This window comes from Dinoroseobacter sp. S76 (genome assembly GCF_049801095.1).
GTDB lineage: Bacteria > Pseudomonadota > Alphaproteobacteria > Rhodobacterales > Rhodobacteraceae > Dinoroseobacter.
Genome location: NZ_JBNAGH010000001.1, coordinates 150,621 through 168,011, shown reverse-complemented (window position 1 = coordinate 168,011; position 17,391 = coordinate 150,621). Strand labels below are relative to the sequence as shown.

Sequence of the window (17,391 nt, the reverse complement as noted above, 5' to 3'; positions counted from 1 at the left end):
CCCCTTGGATCACAGGGCCTTGACGGCCTCAAGCACCTCTTCCACGTGGCCGGGCACCTTCACCTTGCGCCAGATATTGCGCACGACGCCCTCCCCATCGATCACGAAGGTCGCGCGCTCGATCCCCATATAGGTCTTGCCGTACATCTTCTTCTCGACCCAGGTGCCCCAATCCTCGCAGACCGTGCCCTCCTCATCGCTGACCAGCGCCACGGTGAGGCTGTGCTTGTCGCGGAATTTGTCGTGCTTCTTCACGCTATCTTTGGACACGCCGATCACCGTGGCCCCGGCAGCGGTGAAGGCATCGAGCTGTTCGGAAAAGCCGATCGCCTCCTTCGTGCAGCCGGGCGTGTCATCCTTGGGGTAGAAATAGAGCACCACTTTTTGCGGCTTTTGGGCCGACAGGGTGAGCGTTTCGCCGCCATCTCGCGGCAGGGTGAAGTCAGGGGCGGTTTGGCCTGTTTCGATCATGGTATCCTCGCTGTACACTCCGCCCAAGGGTAGCCGCCGACGACCGGAAAGAAAGGCCCCGAGCCAAGAACACCGCGGAGGACGACACGCTGGTGAGCACAGAGCCAAGCGATGCAGCAAGCCCGCCCGAACCGGGACGGGGCACGGGACCCCGCCGGGGGCGTGCCCGCTCGGGCCTTGTGGTGCTGCTGGCGGCGGCGGTGTTGCTGGCGGGGCTCGGCGGGTTGGCGGCCTTGGCGCTACGGGGCAGTGTGGCCGTGCCCGCCGCACTCGTGGCGCAGGTCGAGACGCGGATCGACGCCCTGCTGTCGGGCGTGGCCGAGGCGGATCTCGGCGCGATCGAGCTTTCGCTGAGCGAGGCCGGGCGTCCTCGGATCCATCTGCGCGACGTCACGCTGCGCGCGGTGCAAAGCGGCGAGACCGTGAGCTTCCCGCAGCTTGAGATGTCATTTGCCCGCCGCGCGCTCATGCGCGCCGAGATCCAGCCCGAACGCATCTGGCTGGAGGGCGCGCGCCTCCGTCTCAATCGGGATGAGACCGGATTGCTGAGCCTCGCCTTGCCCGCTCAGGGGGCAGAGGCGCGGGCGATCTCGCTACCATCCCTTGTTGCGCAGATCTCGGAGGTGTTCCAATCGCCGTCGCTCGGTGCCCTGCGGGAGGTGGCGCTGTCGGGCCTGACCCTCGATATCACCGCCGCCGGGGTTGGCGCGCCCATCACCCTCAGCGATGGCACCGCGCGGCTGGAGGTTGGCGCGGGCGGTCTTGACCTCGCCGCAGCCTTTGATCTGCCCGAAGCGGGGGCCAGCGCGCGCCTTTCCCTGCAGAGCCGGGCCGCGCAGCCCGAGATCAGGTTCGACCTGGTGGTTCGCACCTTGCCGGCGCCGCTTCTGGCGGAACAACTGCCCGACCTCGCGGCGCTGGCGGCCTATGGCGGAGCGGTCTCGGCCTGGTTCGATGGGGAGCTGAGCCCCGAAGGCCAGCTGGGCGCTTTGTCCGGGCATCTCGCGCTTGGGCCGGGTCGGGTCGATTTGGGCGAACGGCTTGGGGTGGCCACGCTTGAGCGGGTGGAGGCGCGCTGGACCTACCTGCCGGGGCAGGAGCGGGTGCAGCTCGACGACCTGTCGCTCGTGTCGGACCGGTTGCGCGCGCGCGGCGCCGGGTATCTGGAGGTGCGACCGACCGCGGAGGCAGGGCCCGCGAACGCGGTCTTCGCGCTCGATCTGACCGATCTTTGGAGCGATCTGGATCCGTTTCTGGCCGAGCCTGTCGCGGTTGAGCGCCTGTTGACCTCGGGCTGGTGGCAGGGGGCGACGCGGGAGGTCGATCTGGGCCAGATCCTCGTCTCCGACAATGGCGGCGCCACCCGGGTGACGGGCCATGGCGCGGCGCGCTTCCCTGCAGAGGCGCCGTTCACCGCCGAGTTCGCCTTTGCCAGTGCGGCGCTGCCGGTGGAGCGGGTGCTCGAGTTCTGGCCCGCCACGGGGCGGCCAGTGCGGGTGGGCAACTGGCTGCGAAAGAACCTCTCCGCTGGGCAGCTGGAGGCGATCACCGCCCATCTGCGTCTCACCCAGAGCGAACGGCCCAAACTGGCGGCGAGCTTTGACTTTGAGGGGGCCGAGGTGCAGGTCCTGCCGGATCTTCCGGCGGTCACGGCCGGGCGCGGCCATGGGGTGATCTTCGACCATCAGCTCACCATCACCGCCAGCGGCGGCCGGATGGAGACGGAGGCCGAGGGCGCGGTGGATCTGGCGGGCACGACCTTCCAGATCCCGGATACACGGATCCGCGGGGGGCCGGCGGATCTGCATCTGCGCGCCTCGGGCAGTATTCCGGCCGCTTTCGATGTGCTCGACCGGCACCCGATCTCGTTGCTCGACAAGGTGCGCCTGCCCGCAGCCCAGCTGAGCGGGATGGCCCGGGCCGAGGGGCGTCTGCGCGTGCCCCTGCGCAAGGGGCAAAAGGTGGATCTCAACTCGCTGGCGCTGACCGCGCGGCTCTCGGATGTGGTCTTCGACGAGGTCGCCCCGGATCGCGATTTTGCTGGGTCCGAGGTGGTCGTGCGCATCGCCGATGGCGCGGTGACCCTGAACGGGGCGGGCGCGTTGGAGGATGTGCCGATCGATATTGGCCTCGTTCGGCAACTGGCCACACCGGGGGCGGAGGGGACCGAGATCACGGGCACAGCGATGGTCACGGATGCGGGGCTGCGCGCCTTGGGCGTGCGGCTGCCGCCCGGGACCTTGTCCGGGCAGACCGAGGCGCAATACCGGCTCAGCCTTGCCCCGGGGCGCGCCCCGCGCCTCGCGCTAGAGACCGATATGCAGGGGCTGGGGGTGCGCATCGATGCCCTCGGATGGCAGAAACGGCCCGCTGTGGAGGGCGCGCTGAGCGTCGACCTGCAACTTGGACCGGAGCCGAAAGTGGAGGCCTTCCGGCTTGCCGCACCGGGCTTTCTCGCCGAGGGCGCAATCAGCCTGCGCCCGGGCGGGGCGGGCGTGGATCAGGTCGCGCTCGATCGCGTGCGGATCGGGGGGTGGCTCGATGCCCAGGGCGTGCTGACCGGGCGTGGGCCGGATGTCCCGCCCGCTGTGGCGCTGACCGGTGGTGTTCTGGACCTGCGGGGCTTGCCCAAGGGGGCCAACCGTCCGGGCAGCGGAGGAGCCGCGCGCCCGAGCGAGATCCCGATCCAGCTCGACAGCGTCATCGTCTCCGACACCCTGCGTCTGCAATCGGTGCGCGGCGGGATCCTGACCGAGGATGTGATCGGAGGGCGCCTGACCGGGCGGGCCAATGGCGGCGCGCCGGTGGAGGTCACCCTGACCCGCGGGGCGCGCAACACCCAGCTGGTCCAGGTCACCAGCGCCGATGCGGGGGCCGCCCTGCGCGATGCGGGCGTGCTGCGCACGCTGCAGGGCGGGGCGCTCGACCTGCGGCTTGAGGCGCGCCCGGGCAGCCCGATCTATGACGGCACGCTGGAGATCACCAATGGTCGGATGATCGAGACACCGGGCGCGATGCAGTTTCTCTCGGCGATCAGCGTCGTAGGGCTCTTTGACCAGATGGCGAATGGCGGCATCTCCTTCAGCACGATCTCGACCGGGCTCAGCCTCTCGCCCGAGGGGATTACCTTGCGCGAGGGGCGGGCCAATGGGCCAGCCATTGGGATCACCTTCGAAGGGGCGGTCATGCCCGCACAGAACGCGCTCGACCTGCAGGGGGTGGTCTCGCCGATCTACATGCTCAACGGCATTGGCGGGGCGCTCATGGCGCGGCGGGGCGAGGGGCTCTTGGGGGTAAGCTACCGGCTCAGCGGTGCGCCGACCGCGCCGGAGGTGCAGGTCAATCCGCTCTCGCTCTTGACACCGGGCGTGTTTCGCGACCTTTTCCGCCGCGCGCCCCCAGACCTGACGCAATAGCGTTTCCGACAATCGGAGCAGACCCGCCCGTGCAACTCAGTGATTTCGATTTCGATCTGCCCGAGGCATTGATCGCCACCCGTCCCGTGCGGCCCCGCTCGTCGGCGCGCCTGCTGGTGGCCGAGGGGGATGCGGAATTGCGCGACCGCCGGGTAACGGATCTTGTCTCGGAGCTGGGGCCCGGGGACCGGCTGGTTCTGAACAACACTAAGGTGATCCCGGCGCGCCTTTTCGGGACGCGGGCGCGGGAGTCTGCCCAAGGGCGCGTGACCGCCAAGGTCGAGATCACCCTGCTGGAGCCCGCCGCCGAGGGCTGGATGGCGCTGGCCAAACCCTTGCGCAAGCTCGCAGAGGGGGAGGAGGTCGTGTTCTCCGACACCCTGACCGCCAGAGTGGCCGAGAAGGTGGACGGGCATGTGCGGCTGGTCTTTGGCCTGACGGGCGAGGATTTCGACGCGGCGCTGGCCGAGGCCGGGGCCATGCCCCTGCCACCCTATATCGCCGCCAAACGCCCGGCGGATGCTCAGGATCACGAGGATTACCAGACGGTCTTTGCCGAACGCTCAGGGGCTGTGGCGGCGCCCACCGCGTCGCTCCATTTCGATGCGCCGCTTCTCGCGGCCCTGCGGGAGCGGGGCGTGCAGTTTTCCCATGTCACGCTCCATGTGGGGGCAGGGACCTTCCTGCCGGTGAAGGTCGAGGACGTGACCACCCACAAGATGCACGCGGAATGGGGCGAGATCAGCGCCGCGGCTGCCGCCGAGATCATGGCCACGAAGGCCGCGGGCGGCCGGGTGATCCCCGTGGGCACCACGGCGCTGCGTCTGATCGAGACCGCCGCGTCCGAGGGTGGCAGCCTGAGCGCTTGGGAGGGCGACACGGATATTTTCATCTATCCCGGCTACCTGTTCAAAATCACCGACGGTTTGATGACCAATTTCCACCTGCCGAAATCGACCCTGATGATGCTGGTCAGCGCCCTGATGGGGGTTGAGCGGATCCGCGAGATCTATGCCCATGCCATTGCCGACCGCTACCGGTTCTTTTCCTACGGGGACAGCTCGCTTCTGTTGCCTTGACCATTGGCCATTGCAGCAGGCCACCTCTGGATCTGTTTCAGGCAAGTGGATTTAGTTGAAAAGACACCGTGGAGAGACCCGCCACATGATCTGATTGCTACCGACTTGGCGGCTTAGTTGATTGACTTTTTGCGGAAAGAAGGATGCTGAAGAGCTTCAGTCGGCTCAGCCAGAGCATCTGAGAGATACAGTTGCAGCAGAAAGCTCAGATCGACAGCCGCATCAATGGACGGAAACACCGGGTCGCAAAGCTCACAATGGTTCAAATTAGATGCGTGATCTAAGTCGCGCTTCAACGCAGGCAGAAATCAATCATCTTTAGGCACCTTGAATCTTCGCATTTCCCTGTAAGCGAGCAAGGGAAATAGCCAACTAAATATATAGACGCCTGCAGCGATCGTGGGTCGCAAGCGATGTTCCATGTAGTACAATGGCTTAGTGATTTCTAAGTAGGCGGAACACGCCACGATCGCAAACGCAATCAAGAATACCTTGTACAGGCCCTTCTTTCCGGTCCTTTTTTGGTAATCCTCTTCCCAAGCTAGAAAGGCATCCCATCCCCACCAATCTCGGATTGACATTCTGACTATACCTTTTGCGCGTACACTTTTACGAAGCGTATTCTTGAACTATTTGCAATGACCGCCGGCTGCGACATTTAGGTTATGTATGTCGAAACTCTTTTGCAGTTGCTCCGCAGGGTAGGCTAAAGCTCGGTATACTTTTCGATCTGGCGGGCGGCTCCAAATTGTTGATTGAAGTGTTGTGAATTAGTCTCGAAATGCGAGGGGTTTATACATGGCTTGTCTCGCTCAAAAATGCGTAGCTAAAAGCCTTAGATTTGAGTGGCGCTGTGTGACTTAGGTTGTTCCATGACGCGTTGGGTTTTGGCAAGTTCAGCCAGAAAGCGCGCCCGACTGCGCATGCCCTTGTGAAAACTCTCCACAGCGTAAGTCTCGTTCGGCGAACGAATACCGTCATCCAGCTTGCCGAACCCAGCAAGCAGGGAATCCATGCCCGGCACTGGTTGGAACTACCTGGCGACGGATGTGGGCCCGCCTGCCCGGGTAAGGGTGGCCTCGACGTCCCATTCCGCGCTCAGGCCAAGCCGCCCCCGATGCGGGACGGCTTCGTCAATTGATAGGCTTTGATAGGGGGGGCGTCAGGCGCGCTTGCGATAGCGCGCCACGCCCAGTCCGCCAATGGCTGTCAGGAGCAACCAAGCCCCCGCCGGCAGCGGAATGGGGGCCGTTGCAACCAGCTCGTTCGGGGACGTGTGAATGTCCTTGGAGCTTCCGCCACCGCCACTCGGTGCGGCGCCGAGGCTTTGGGACCGGATGCCAACCCGGGTCAGGGTCGATGCCGACAGCATGAAGGTGTCAGAGACATCAAGGTCGAAGCTCAGGCTCGTGACCGAGCCGCCGCTGCTGCCCTGATTGCCAACGCGGACGATGTAGTCGAAATCATCACTGGTCGCGCCGTTGAAGTTACATCCCCCCGCGCCACAGCTTGTGGAGTCGGTGAAGAACCCGGTGATCCCTTCCCCGGTGGAGGAGGTGAAATTGCTGATATCCGACTGCATCAGGCCCGGATCGGCCAGATCAAAGGCGAAGCCGAGGATATCGCCCGTCGCCGAGGACCCTGCATCGATGCTGATGTCGAAGGACAAGATCCCCGCCGTATCGTCATTGACCGACACACGCCAGTCTGCCTGCTCGGAGGCACCCGCGTTGTTGTATGTCCATCCTGGAGAGGAGAATTCTACGGTCGTGGCCTGAGCGATCCCCGCACTAAGGCCCAAGGCGGCTGCGACGGCCACCAGCGTCGTTCCATATCTCATTACTCGTTCCCTTACACGAAATTACATATAGGTTTTAATAATCCTTTAAGAATTAGACCATGACTACGCTCAAAAATCAATCGTTTTGAAAACTGAGCAAATCCAATTCATTGTGAACCATTGGTCAGGTTTCGGCGAGCTTTGCAAGGAAACGTGCCCAACTTCGCGTCCCTTTGCGGAAACTCTCCACGTCATACTTCTCGTTTGGGGAGTGCAAACCGTCGTCGGATTTTCCGAATCCGGCCAACAGGGAATCGAGCCCCAGAATGGTCTGGAAGTACCCGGCCACAGGAATTGAGCCACCTGCGCCGGTGAAGGCGGCGGGCACCTCCCATTCCTCTGTCAGCGCCTCGCGGGCCAGATCAAAGGCCGGATGGGTCATCGCCATATGGGAGGCGGGACCGGCACCGTGATCGGTGAATTCGACGGTCACATCCGGGGGGAGGGCGGCCTCCACATAGCTGCGCAGACTGGCGAGGATGGCATGGGGGTCCTGCTGACCCACCAGCCGGAAGCTGACCTTTGCGCTGGCCTGGCTCGGCAACACGGTCTTGAAGCCCGCCCCCGTATAGCCGCCGGTGATCCCGTTGAACTCGCAGGTCGGGCGGGACCAGAGCATCTCCAAGGCGGAATACCCGGCCTCGCCCGCAAGCTCCGAGAGGTCCACGTCGCCCAGGAAGCCTTTGGCGTCAAAACCGAGCGCCTCCCAGGAGGCGAGCTGTTCGTCGGAGATCACGGGCGCCCCGTCATAAAAGCCGGGCAGGGTGACCCGGCCCGTCTCGTCATGCAGACCGGCGAGGATCTGGCTCAGGATCCGGATCGGATTGGCCGCTGGCCCGCCAAAGGCGCCCGAATGCAGATCCCGATCCGCGCCGGTCAGGGTGATCTCGATCCCGGCGAGCCCCCGCAGGGAGGTGATGATCGAGGGCGCCCGGTCATCAAAGAGCCCGGTGTCGCAGATCAGGGCGAGATCGGCCTTGAGCAGGTCCTTGTTGGCCTCGAGGAAGGGGATGAGGGAAGGCGAGCCGCTCTCCTCCTCGCCCTCGAAGAAAAAGACCACTTCGATGGGCAGACTGTCGTGATGGGCCAGCCAGGCGCGGCAGGCGTTCACGAAGGTCAGAAGCTGCCCCTTGTCGTCGCAGGCCCCGCGACCGCGGATCACCTGGCCCTTGGGCGTGTCCTGAAGTTCCGGCTCGAAGGGCGGCTTGTCCCAGAGATCGAGCGGATCGACGGGCTGCACATCATAATGCCCGTAAAACAGCATGCGCGGCCCGTCCCCGGGCAGATGCCCCACCACCATCGGGTGACCCGGGGTCGGATGTTTGGCTGCCGTGGCACCAAGGCTCTGGAGCTCCGCGACCAGCCAGTCGGCCGCGCTGTCGCAATCGGCGGCATGGGCCGGATCTGTGGAGATCGAGGGGATCCGGAGCAGGTCCATCAGCCGCGACAGGTCCTGCGGCAATTCGGTCTCAATGTGGTCGAGGACGGCGCTCAAATTCGGAGTAGGGGACATCTGGCCTCTGTGCATTCAAGGGGAAAATACGGCAGCAGCGTATCCCAACCTCACCGGGTGTCCAGCCGATCCGGTGCGATCAGAGGTTGATCTCAATCAATGCAGCGTCATTTTGCGCCTTGTTAAACATCGTCAACGCCGCCTAGCTATGCGCGTCAGCGATACTCACAGCCCATGGAGAGCCCCTTGGACTATAACGGCCATCTCGACACCGCCCTGCAATGCCTGCATGACGAAGGCCGGTATCGCACCTTTATTGACATCGCCCGCAAGAAAGACGCGTTTCCCCATGCGGTCTGGACCCGTCCCGACGGGACCCAGCAGGATATCACCGTGTGGTGCGGGAACGATTATCTCGGCATGGGCCAGCATCCGGTGGTGCTCGACGCGATGCATGAGGCGTTAGATGCCACGGGCGCAGGCTCGGGCGGGACACGCAACATCTCCGGCACGACGGTGTTTCACAATGCGCTGGAGGAAGAGCTCGCTGATCTGCATCAGAAAGAGGCCGCACTTCTTTTTACCTCGGCGTACATCGCCAATGACGCGACGCTCTCGACCCTGCCGATCCTGTTTCCGGGGCTGCATATCATCTCGGACGAGCTGAACCACGCCTCGATGATCCAGGGCATTCGCCACGGCAATTGCCCCAAGCATATCTTCCGCCACAATGATCTGGCCCATCTGCGCGAGATCCTGGAAAGCCTTCCGCTGGATGCGCCCAAGGTCATCGCCTTTGAGTCGGTTTATTCCATGGATGGCGATTTCGGCCCGATCGCGGCGATCTGTGATCTCGCGGACGAGTTCGGCGCGCTGACCTATATCGACGAAGTCCACGCGGTGGGCATGTATGGTGCGCGCGGCGCGGGCGTCTGCGAAGAACTGGGCCTGATGGACCGGATCGACATCATCAACGGTACGCTGGGCAAGGCCTTTGGCGTGATGGGCGGCTATATCGCTGCCTCGGCCAAGATGGTGGATGCCGTGCGCTCCTACGCGCCGGGCTTTATCTTCACCACCTCGATCCCGCCCACCGTGGCGGCGGGGGCAGCGGCCTCCGTCCGGCATCTCAAGACCGACACTGCGCGCCGTGAGGCCCACCAGATGGGGGCCAAGATCCTCAAGATGCGGCTCAAGGCGCTGGGCTTGCCGATCATCGATCATGGCAGCCACATCGTGCCGGTCCATGTGGGCGATCCGGTGAAGTGCAAGATGATCTCCGACCGGCTGCTGGCCGATCACGGGATCTATGTGCAGCCGATCAATTTCCCGACGGTGCCGCGCGGCACGGAGCGCCTGCGCTTCACCCCGTCGCCGGTCCACACGCCGGAGATGATCTCCAAACTGGTCCATGCCATGGACGAACTTTGGAGCCATTGCGCCCTCTCGCGGCAGGAGCTCAGCGCCTGAGCCACGGCTCAGGAATGCGGCGCATTGCCCAAAAACAAGGACCAAGCCGCGGAAATCCCGCGGCTTTTCGCTTATTTGACGTATGGTTTCGGCAGGTTTCGCCCGGATCCCAATTTTAACTGCCCCTTGAGAGGGGATATGGTACCGTCCAATTCAGGCAGACAGCACTCGAATCGGTTCGCGCCGGTGTACAAGTGCGACATCAAGGGCAGGTGGCATGATCGGGCGCAAGACACCGCGCACGGAGGAGGAGACGTCTAACCTCAAGGGGTTCGACGACTATGCCCTGTCGCTTGGCGATGTGATGCGCGGCGAACGCGCCACCCTCAACAAATCCCTGCTCGATGTGCAGCGCGAGCTGCGCATCAAGGCCCCCTATATCGTTGCCATTGAAAACGCGGACCCCGCGGTCTTTGACACGCCGGGCTTTATCGCGGGCTATGTGCGGTCCTACTCGCGCTATCTCGGGCTGGATCCGGATTGGGCGTTCCACAAATTCTGCGAGGAGAGCGGGTTTTCCGGCGTCCACGGGATGCAGCCCGAAGCCAGCAGCCCGCGCCCGGGAGCGACGGCGGAGCCTACCAAACGTGGCCGTCGCCGCGCCAAGGTCGAAGAAGATCCGCTTCTGGCCTCCGCCACAGCCCTGATGCCCCAGCGGCCGTCACCCTTTGAGGGTATGAATGCAGGCGCGCTTGGCTCCTTCGTGGTGCTCGCCGGGCTGATTGGGATGCTGGGCTATGGCGGTTACTCGATCCTGCAGGAAGTGCAGCGGGTCACCGTCGCCCCGGTGGATGCCGCCCCGGTTCTGGAGCCCGAGCTTGATCCGCTTTCCACCCGCAACATCGCTCAGCAGAGCACGGTGACCACCGATGTGGTTACCCCCTCCCAGGAGGCGCTGGGCCGTCTTTACCGCCCCAAAGCGCTGGACGCGCCGATCCTCGTGGCCCGCGACGGGCCCATCGGCATCATCGATCCTGAAACGGTTGGTGTCTGGCGCGCGCCCGCAGCGCCAAGTTCCATGGATATCGCCATTGCGGAGGCGACCGCCAAGCCGGTCGAGCCCGTCCCGCCCGTGCAGGTTGTGGCCCCGCCGCCGCCCGTGGTGGCCATCGTGGCGCAGCGCCCGGCTTGGGTGCGGGTCCGTGCGGCGGATAACACGATACTGCTGGAGAAAATCCTCGATGCGGGCGAGAGCTTCGTGCTCCCCAATTCCGAAGAGCCCGCCACCCTGCGCGCAGGCAATTCCGGCGATGTTTATTTCCTCGTGGATGGCGACACGTTTGGTCCCGCCGGGGCGCCCGGTGCGGTGGCCTCGAATGTGGTTCTTTCCCGCGAGACCCTGAGCACGGATTTCGCGCTCGCTGATCTTGATGGCGATGCGGATCTGCGCGAGGTCATCGCCACGGCCGAGGCCCGAATTCTCGATCTGCCCCCGGATCCCGACTCTGACCCCGAGGCCGCAGAATAGATCGCGCCCGTTGCCAGCGCGCGACTGTGTCCTTAAGTTGACACCAAACACTGTCTACCGGAAGCACATCCATGTCGCTCAATGCCGTTCGTCCCTGGCGCAATATCTATCGGCGCAAGTCCCGTCAGATCCATGTGGGCAATGTGCCCGTGGGCGGGGATGCCCCGATCGCGGTGCAGACCATGACGAACACGCTGACCACGGATATCCCGGCTACCATCGGGCAGGTGCAGGCTGCGGCGGAGGCCGGGGCGGATATCGTGCGGATCTCGGTGCCGGATCAAGACAGCTCTCGCGCGCTGAAGGAGATCGTGCGCGAAAGCCCTGTGCCCATCGTGGCCGATATCCACTTCCACTATAAGCGTGGGATCGAGGCGGCGGAGGCGGGCGCGGCCTGTCTGCGGATCAACCCGGGCAATATCGGTGACGAGACCCGGGTGAAGGAGGTCATCAAGGCCGCGCGGGACCACAACTGCTCCATCCGGATCGGGGTGAATGCGGGCAGTCTCGAAAAACACCTGCTGGAGAAATACGCCGAGCCCTGTCCGGAGGCGATGGTCGAAAGCGGTCTCGACCATATCAAGATCCTGCAGGACAACGATTTTCACGAGTTCAAGATCTCCTGCAAGGCGTCGGACGTGTTCCTGTCGGCCGCGGCTTATCAGGCGCTGGCCGATGTCACCGATGCGCCGATCCATCTCGGCATTACCGAGGCGGGGGGCCTTGTTTCGGGCACGATCAAATCTGCCATCGGGCTCGGCAATCTTCTGTGGATGGGGATCGGCGACACGATCCGGGTCAGCCTCTCGGCGGATCCGGTCGAAGAGGTGAAGGTCGGCTACGAGATCCTGAAATCCCTCGGCTTGCGACATCGCGGCGTGAACATCATCTCCTGCCCGTCCTGCGCGCGGCAGGGCTTTGACGTGATCAAGACTGTCGAAGCGCTGGAGCATCGGCTGGAGCATATCAAGACGCCCATGAGCCTCTCGATCATCGGCTGCGTGGTGAACGGGCCGGGCGAGGCGCTGATGACCGATGTCGGGTTCACCGGCGGTGGTGCTGGCTCGGGCATGGTCTATCTGGCGGGCAAAACGAGCCACAAGATGTCGAACGAGGGCATGATCGACGAGATCGTGGCCCAGGTCGAAAAGAAGGCCGCCGAGTTGGAGGCCCAAGCGGCTGAAGAAGCCCCTGCAACCGAGCCCGCCGAGTAGCGCTCAGAACCGCTGCCCCACATAGACATAGACGAGGGACTCCCCGTCGCTATTGCGCGAGAGATCAATCGCGTAATCCACCGGGAAGGACTTCGAGAGACGGATCCGCGCCCCTAGGCCCACCGCCCCACGCAGCCCATCGTCGAGCACGGAGGACAGCCGGTCCCCGGTGGCGCCCGCGCCGGCAAAGACCACATAGCCGAAGCGCCCGCCAAGTCGCCCGCGATACTCGATCTGGGTCGAGAGCAGGGCCGTATCGATGAACTCCGTCGCGCCGTAGCCGCGGAAACTGTCCGTGCCGCCAAAGGAGCAGGCGTCGAAAAAGGGCGCGTCATCGGTTGCGGCGCAGCCCGTCGCCGTCCAGGCCAATACCCCAAGGTCAAAGAGCGGGCGGTATTCCGCGAAGCTGCCCACCGTCTTCCAATAGTCCCGCCCGCGCGCATTGAGCAGATGACCATAGCTCAGCTGGGCCGTCGCGAGGCGCCCGTCGGTGGGGTAGTCGGTGTTGTCGCGCGTGTCATAGCTTGTGGACGCGCTGATCTTGGCTAGTTCCAGATCCGTATCGGGCTGCAGGCTGGGGGGCAGGATCGCACCCCGACCCGCGGCGAGATCCGAACGCAGATAGCTGATCCCGGCGCCGAGGGAGAGGGTCTCGCTCAGATCCCGGGCGAATTTCAGCTTCGCTCCGGTGCCCGACTGGCGCACCCGGACCGGGGTGCCGCCGACGAAGAGGTCATAGTCCAGGGTCATATCCCCGAGCAGAAGCGTGCTCTGCCAGCCGGTCAGCCCGAAATTCAGATCAAAGCCAAGCCCGTAGCCCTCGCTGCCATTCTCGGTTCGGAAATAGGCGAGGCCAAGAGCTGAGGTATCCGCGCCCAGCGTGTCTTTGAAGAGGTAGGCACCTCCAATTGCCACGCCCGATCCCAGAACCGGGTTCTGGAAGGGGATGGGGGCTAGGATGAAAGACCCGCGTGAGAACCCGATTTTCTCGGCCTGGGTCTTGTTGGCAGCCTCCGCCGGTTCCTCCAGCGCGACCGGTTGGGCATTGGAGAGCATCGGCATGCATGCGAGCACTCCCGCAGCCAGACCGAGGCGCAGCCGACGCATCATCGTGCTCAGAACCGAACGGTCAGGCCGATCAGGGGGCCGGTCTGCTCCACATCCCAGATGAAGCCCTCATCGCGGCGATCCACGGATTGATAGCGCAGCCCGCCGACCAGCGCCGTGCGCTCCGAGATCTCGTAGCCCGCGCCGAGGAAGATATCCGTCATGAGGTCAGAGCCCGCGCCAAACCCGCCGAGATAGGCCCAGCCGGTCAGGTAGCTCGCCGCCCCAAGGGGCATCCGCCCGCGCAGGCCAACCACCGGGTCCCACCAACTGTCGGAACCGCGTGCCTTTTGCACGCCGATCGCATCTCCGGTCACGGTCAGCGTCGTTTCCACATTCCAGTAGCGCAAACCCCCGCTGACCCAGAGCTCGGTCCCCGCCGCCTCATAGGCGAGGTAGTCGAGCTGGGCCGAGAAAGACTGGGTTGTTGCGTCGACCTCGGCGCTGTTCACATCATCGGAGGGCACGTCGCCGCCGGATTTCGTGCGCACATGTTGCAGGTCCAGTTGGATCGCCCAATTGCCCTTGCGAGCCTGACCCACAGCCATTGCGGCGATCTCCAGATCGTCGAGAATGTCGCGGAAGGACAGATCCACATCCACAGGCGGTGCGCCGGGGATCACTCCGGCCTCGCCGGACAGGCCCGCGCCCCAGAGATAGGGCGAGAGCTGGTAGCGCCATGTCTCGGCCTCCTGCGCGGCCGCGCTGAGTGGCACGAAGGTCAGAAGGGAAGCGGCAAGGGCGCTCAGGGGGCGGGGCATCGGGGGCTCCTCTCTGCGTGACGGCGAGAACTTGGGTGCCCAGCCTAGGCGGAGAGGGCGCGCCATGCACGCAAAAAGCGCAATGCCGGGTCTTGAAGCACGCCTCAGGCGAGCGCGCGGGCGAGGGCGCAAAACTCCTCGAGTCTCAGGGTTTCGGCCCTGCGCGTGGGGTCGATCCCCACTTCGGTCAGCCGATCCTCGATATCGGGCGCAATCCCCTTGAGGCTCGCCCGAAGCATCTTGCGCCGCTGGTTGAACGCCGCTGCGACCACACGGCTGAGCACCGCCGGATCTGCCGGATAGCGCGGTTCCGGCAGGGCCCTCAGATGGACGACCGCCGAATGTACCTTGGGCGCGGGGATAAAGGCCTGCGGCGGCAGGCTCAGGGCGATCCGGGCCTCGGCACGCCATTGCGCGAGGATCGCGAGGCGGCCATAGGCCTTGCTGCCCGGTTGCGCCACGATCCGCTCCGCGACCTCGCGCTGGAACATCAGGGTCAGGCTCTGCCAGAAGGGCGGCCAGTCCTTCGGCGTAAGCCACCGTACCAACAACTCGGTGCCCACATTATAGGGCAGGTTGGCGGCCACGTGGATCGGCGCCTGCAGATACCCGGTCGGATCGACCTCCAGCGCGTCGCCATTCACCACTTCCAGCCGTCCGGGATAAGCCCCGGCAATCTGCTCGAGCGCAGGCAGGCAGCGCGCGTCCTTCTCGATGGCGAGCACCTTGCGCGCGCCTTCGGCCAGAAGGCCCCGTGTGAGCCCGCCGGGCCCGGGTCCGACCTCCAGCACATCAGCTGCGCTCAGATCTCCGGGCACCCGGGCAATCCGCGCAGTGAGGTTCAGGTCCAGCAGGAAGTTTTGGCCAAGGGATTTCTTGGCCGAAAGCTGATGGGTCGCGATCACCTCGCGCAGGGGGGGCAGGTCGTCGATCCGGGCCATGGGTCAGCCCCGCCGCCGCGCCATGTCATCGGCCATGCGCAGGGCCGCGATCAGGCTCGTGGGATCCGCGCGGCCTTGCCCGGCAATGTCGAGCGCCGTGCCATGATCCGGCGAGGTTCGGATGAACGGCAGGCCGAGGGTAACGTTCACGCCGCCCGCGAAATCGATGGTCTTGATCGGGATCAGGGCCTGATCGTGATACATGGCGATTGCCGCGTCATAGCTGGCCCGGGCGCCAGCATGGAACATGGTATCCGCCGAAAGCGGCCCATGCAGGTCGAGCCCCTCGGTGCGCAACCGCTCCAGCAGCGGGGTGATCCATGTCAGTTCTTCATGGCCCATGGCGCCGCCTTCCCCCGCATGGGGGTTCAGCCCGGCAATGGCGATCCGCGGCGACGGGATGCCGAAATCCCGGATCAACCCGTCTCGCGTCACGCGGATGACCTCTTCCAACAGGGCAGGGCTCAGCGCTTCGGACACCTGCGAGAGAGCGATATGGATCGTCGCCGGCACAACGCGCAATTCAGGGCAGGCCAGCATCATCACCACCGACACGTCACCGCCGAGATGGGCAAGAAACTCCGTATGGCCGGGAAAGGCGAAGCCCGCCCCGTATTGCAAAGCCTTCTTATGGATTGGGGCCGTGCACAGGGCGCGGGCCGCGCCGGTCTGCGTAAGGGCAACGCCCCGGGCGATCGCGTCGATCACGCCCTGGGCATGGTCCGGGTTTGGTGTGCCCGGGGTCAGCGGCCCCTCGAACGGCTGCTGCAGGACGGGTACGCCGCGTTTGGCGGCCTCGGCCGTGTCCGCGGGTTCCGAGATCGGGACAACCGGGATATCCGGCGCATGGGTTTTGATATGGGTCGGATCGCCAAGGACACAAAACGGAAGTGCTGCGCCCAGCTCGGCCCAGGCCTTGGCGGCGATTTCAGGGCCAACGCCTGCGGGCTCGCCGCAGCTCAGCGCGATTGGGGCATCGCTCATTGGATCGTGGCGGCAGCGCGCAGCTCTTCGAGGAAGTTCTCCGCATAGGAGGCGAGGCGCCGATTGACCAGCTGTTGCTCGATCGTCCCCTCGACATCCTCGGTCAACGCCGTGGTGCGCGCGCAGAGCATCACGTGGATCGGACCGGTCGCGCCCAGGATCTCGGTGGATTCCTGGTTGTCCAGATCCGAGATGGCGACGGCAATGTTGCGCGGAATATCCTCCACGGCATAAACCTCCCGTTGCAGGGCGCCCTCAGGGAGGGTTCGCGCCAGCCCATAGAGGTCGTCGCAGACATCAATCTCGCGTGCGATTTGACCTCGCAGCGCCGCAGCCGTCTCCGGATCCGCCGAGAGGGGCAAGGTGGCGATGTCTGCCGCGATGGTCGGCTGTGCTTGCAAGACTGTTTCCTGGAACCCGCGCACCTGAAAGAGCGCCAGTGCCCCGCCGCCCAGTGGAACGACTGGCGACACCTCACCCGGCGCAAGCGTCAGAATGGTCTGAGCCAGCGGTCCCGGCAGGTCCGACAGGGAAATCCAGTCTCGCAACCCGTTGTTGTTGCGCGAGGGCGCCGCGGAAAAGCGTTCCACCGCGGCTGTAAAATCCGCCTCGCTGCGCAACCGTTCCCGCAGGTCTTCGATAAAGCCCTCGGCCTCGATACGCTGCTCGGGCGGGGCGGGGATGATGATCTCCGCAAGACGCACGCGCGCGCCGGATTGCGATCCGGCCAGGGCGAGCGCCCGCTCCACCTCTGCCGGAGAGACCCGGGCGCGCGGGCCGAAGCGTTGCTGCACCAGTGTCCGCCAAAGAAGCCCGCTGCGCACAAAATCGCGGAAGGTCTCGGGTGCGACGCCTTCATCCGCAAGGGCGCGGATGAATTCCTCTGTGGTCAGGTTTGCTCGACTTGCAAATTCCGCCAGACCCTGTTCGATCTCATCTGGACCAGCGACTAGTCCCGCCGCCGCCGCCGCCTGGTTCTTCAGGCGATCCTCGATCAGCGCCTCGCGCGCGAGCGTGGCCGCATCTCCGGGCAGGCGCAGCGCGCGGATAAACTTCTCCCGCTGATCGAGCTCAAATCCGGTGATGGCCGTGCCATTCACCGTGATCACAGGGCCAAAGGTCTGGGCCTGGGCGCCAGCGCTCAAGAAGGCGCAAAACAGAGCGCAGGCAAACAGCGGTCGCAGGTT

14 protein-coding genes are annotated in these 17,391 nt (G+C 64.7%); 5 read left to right on the top strand and 9 right to left on the bottom strand.

Annotated elements, in window-relative coordinates; translation table 11 throughout:
* Positions 1-9: 9 nt before the first annotated feature.
* Complete coding sequence (gene bcp, locus ACP153_RS00875) at positions 10-471, bottom strand: thioredoxin-dependent thiol peroxidase (RefSeq protein ID WP_424969077.1); 462 nt, start codon at positions 469-471, stop codon at positions 10-12.
* Positions 472-563: 92 nt separating this feature from the next.
* Here bcp and ACP153_RS00870 point away from each other — a divergent pair, with 92 nt between their 5' ends.
* Together ACP153_RS00870 and queA are read left to right on the top strand one after the other, a co-directional pair.
* A complete protein-coding gene (locus tag ACP153_RS00870) occupies positions 564-3,887 on the top strand; it encodes a DUF3971 domain-containing protein (protein WP_424969076.1) in 3,324 nt (1,107 codons plus the stop codon).
* Between the two features lie 29 nt (positions 3,888-3,916).
* Positions 3,917-4,966, top strand: coding sequence for a tRNA preQ1(34) S-adenosylmethionine ribosyltransferase-isomerase QueA (queA, locus tag ACP153_RS00865; protein WP_424969075.1), 1,050 nt, complete (start codon positions 3,917-3,919; stop codon positions 4,964-4,966).
* A gap of 835 nt (positions 4,967-5,801) precedes the next feature.
* Here the strand turns inward: queA and ACP153_RS00860 are convergent.
* The 3 genes from ACP153_RS00860 to ACP153_RS00850 form a co-directional block, all read right to left on the bottom strand.
* Positions 5,802-5,981, bottom strand: a complete 180-nt coding sequence (locus ACP153_RS00860) for a hypothetical protein (protein WP_424969074.1) — start codon at positions 5,979-5,981, stop codon at positions 5,802-5,804.
* Positions 5,982-6,128: 147 nt separating this feature from the next.
* Positions 6,129-6,806: a VPLPA-CTERM sorting domain-containing protein gene (locus ACP153_RS00855; protein ID WP_424969073.1), complete on the bottom strand. Its 678-nt coding sequence runs from the start codon at positions 6,804-6,806 to the stop codon at positions 6,129-6,131.
* A 124-nt stretch (positions 6,807-6,930) separates the two neighbouring features.
* A complete protein-coding gene (locus ACP153_RS00850) occupies positions 6,931-8,319 on the bottom strand; it encodes a dipeptidase (protein WP_424969072.1) in 1,389 nt (462 codons plus the stop codon).
* A 174-nt stretch (positions 8,320-8,493) separates the two neighbouring features.
* On the opposite strand from ACP153_RS00850, the gene hemA reads away from it, so the two are divergent.
* The 3 genes from hemA (at position 8,494) to ispG (ending at position 12,411) form a co-directional block, all read left to right on the top strand.
* Complete coding sequence (gene hemA / locus ACP153_RS00845) at positions 8,494-9,729, top strand: 5-aminolevulinate synthase (protein WP_424969071.1); 1,236 nt, start codon at positions 8,494-8,496, stop codon at positions 9,727-9,729.
* A 217-nt stretch (positions 9,730-9,946) separates the two neighbouring features.
* Positions 9,947-11,197, top strand: coding sequence for a helix-turn-helix domain-containing protein (locus tag ACP153_RS00840; RefSeq protein ID WP_424969070.1), 1,251 nt, complete (start codon positions 9,947-9,949; stop codon positions 11,195-11,197).
* 71 nt (positions 11,198-11,268) lie between these two features.
* Complete coding sequence (ispG, locus tag ACP153_RS00835; protein WP_424969069.1) at positions 11,269-12,411, top strand: flavodoxin-dependent (E)-4-hydroxy-3-methylbut-2-enyl-diphosphate synthase; 1,143 nt, start codon at positions 11,269-11,271, stop codon at positions 12,409-12,411.
* A 3-nt stretch (positions 12,412-12,414) separates the two neighbouring features.
* Here the strand turns inward: ispG and ACP153_RS00830 are convergent, their stop codons facing one another.
* The 5 genes from ACP153_RS00830 to ACP153_RS00810 all read right to left on the bottom strand — a co-directional run bounded on the left by ACP153_RS00830 (position 12,415) and on the right by ACP153_RS00810 (position 17,349).
* Positions 12,415-13,473 (bottom strand): BamA/TamA family outer membrane protein, encoded by a 1,059-nt coding sequence (locus ACP153_RS00830; protein WP_424969068.1) that lies wholly within the window; start codon positions 13,471-13,473, stop codon positions 12,415-12,417.
* Between the two features lie 53 nt (positions 13,474-13,526).
* Positions 13,527-14,279 carry a hypothetical protein gene (locus tag ACP153_RS00825; protein WP_424969067.1) on the bottom strand — a complete coding sequence of 251 codons (753 nt, stop codon included), beginning with the start codon at positions 14,277-14,279 and terminating at the stop codon, positions 13,527-13,529.
* Positions 14,280-14,383: 104 nt separating this feature from the next.
* Positions 14,384-15,220 carry a 16S rRNA (adenine(1518)-N(6)/adenine(1519)-N(6))-dimethyltransferase RsmA gene (rsmA, locus tag ACP153_RS00820; protein ID WP_424969066.1) on the bottom strand — a complete coding sequence of 279 codons (837 nt, stop codon included), beginning with the start codon at positions 15,218-15,220 and terminating at the stop codon, positions 14,384-14,386.
* A 3-nt stretch (positions 15,221-15,223) separates the two neighbouring features.
* Positions 15,224-16,204, bottom strand: a complete 981-nt coding sequence (gene pdxA / locus ACP153_RS00815) for a 4-hydroxythreonine-4-phosphate dehydrogenase PdxA (RefSeq protein ID WP_424969065.1) — start codon at positions 16,202-16,204, stop codon at positions 15,224-15,226.
* Complete coding sequence (locus tag ACP153_RS00810; protein WP_424969064.1) at positions 16,201-17,349, bottom strand: peptidylprolyl isomerase; 1,149 nt, start codon at positions 17,347-17,349, stop codon at positions 16,201-16,203. The genes pdxA and ACP153_RS00810 overlap by 4 nt, the downstream gene beginning before the upstream one ends.
* Positions 17,350-17,391: the final 42 nt, after the last annotated feature.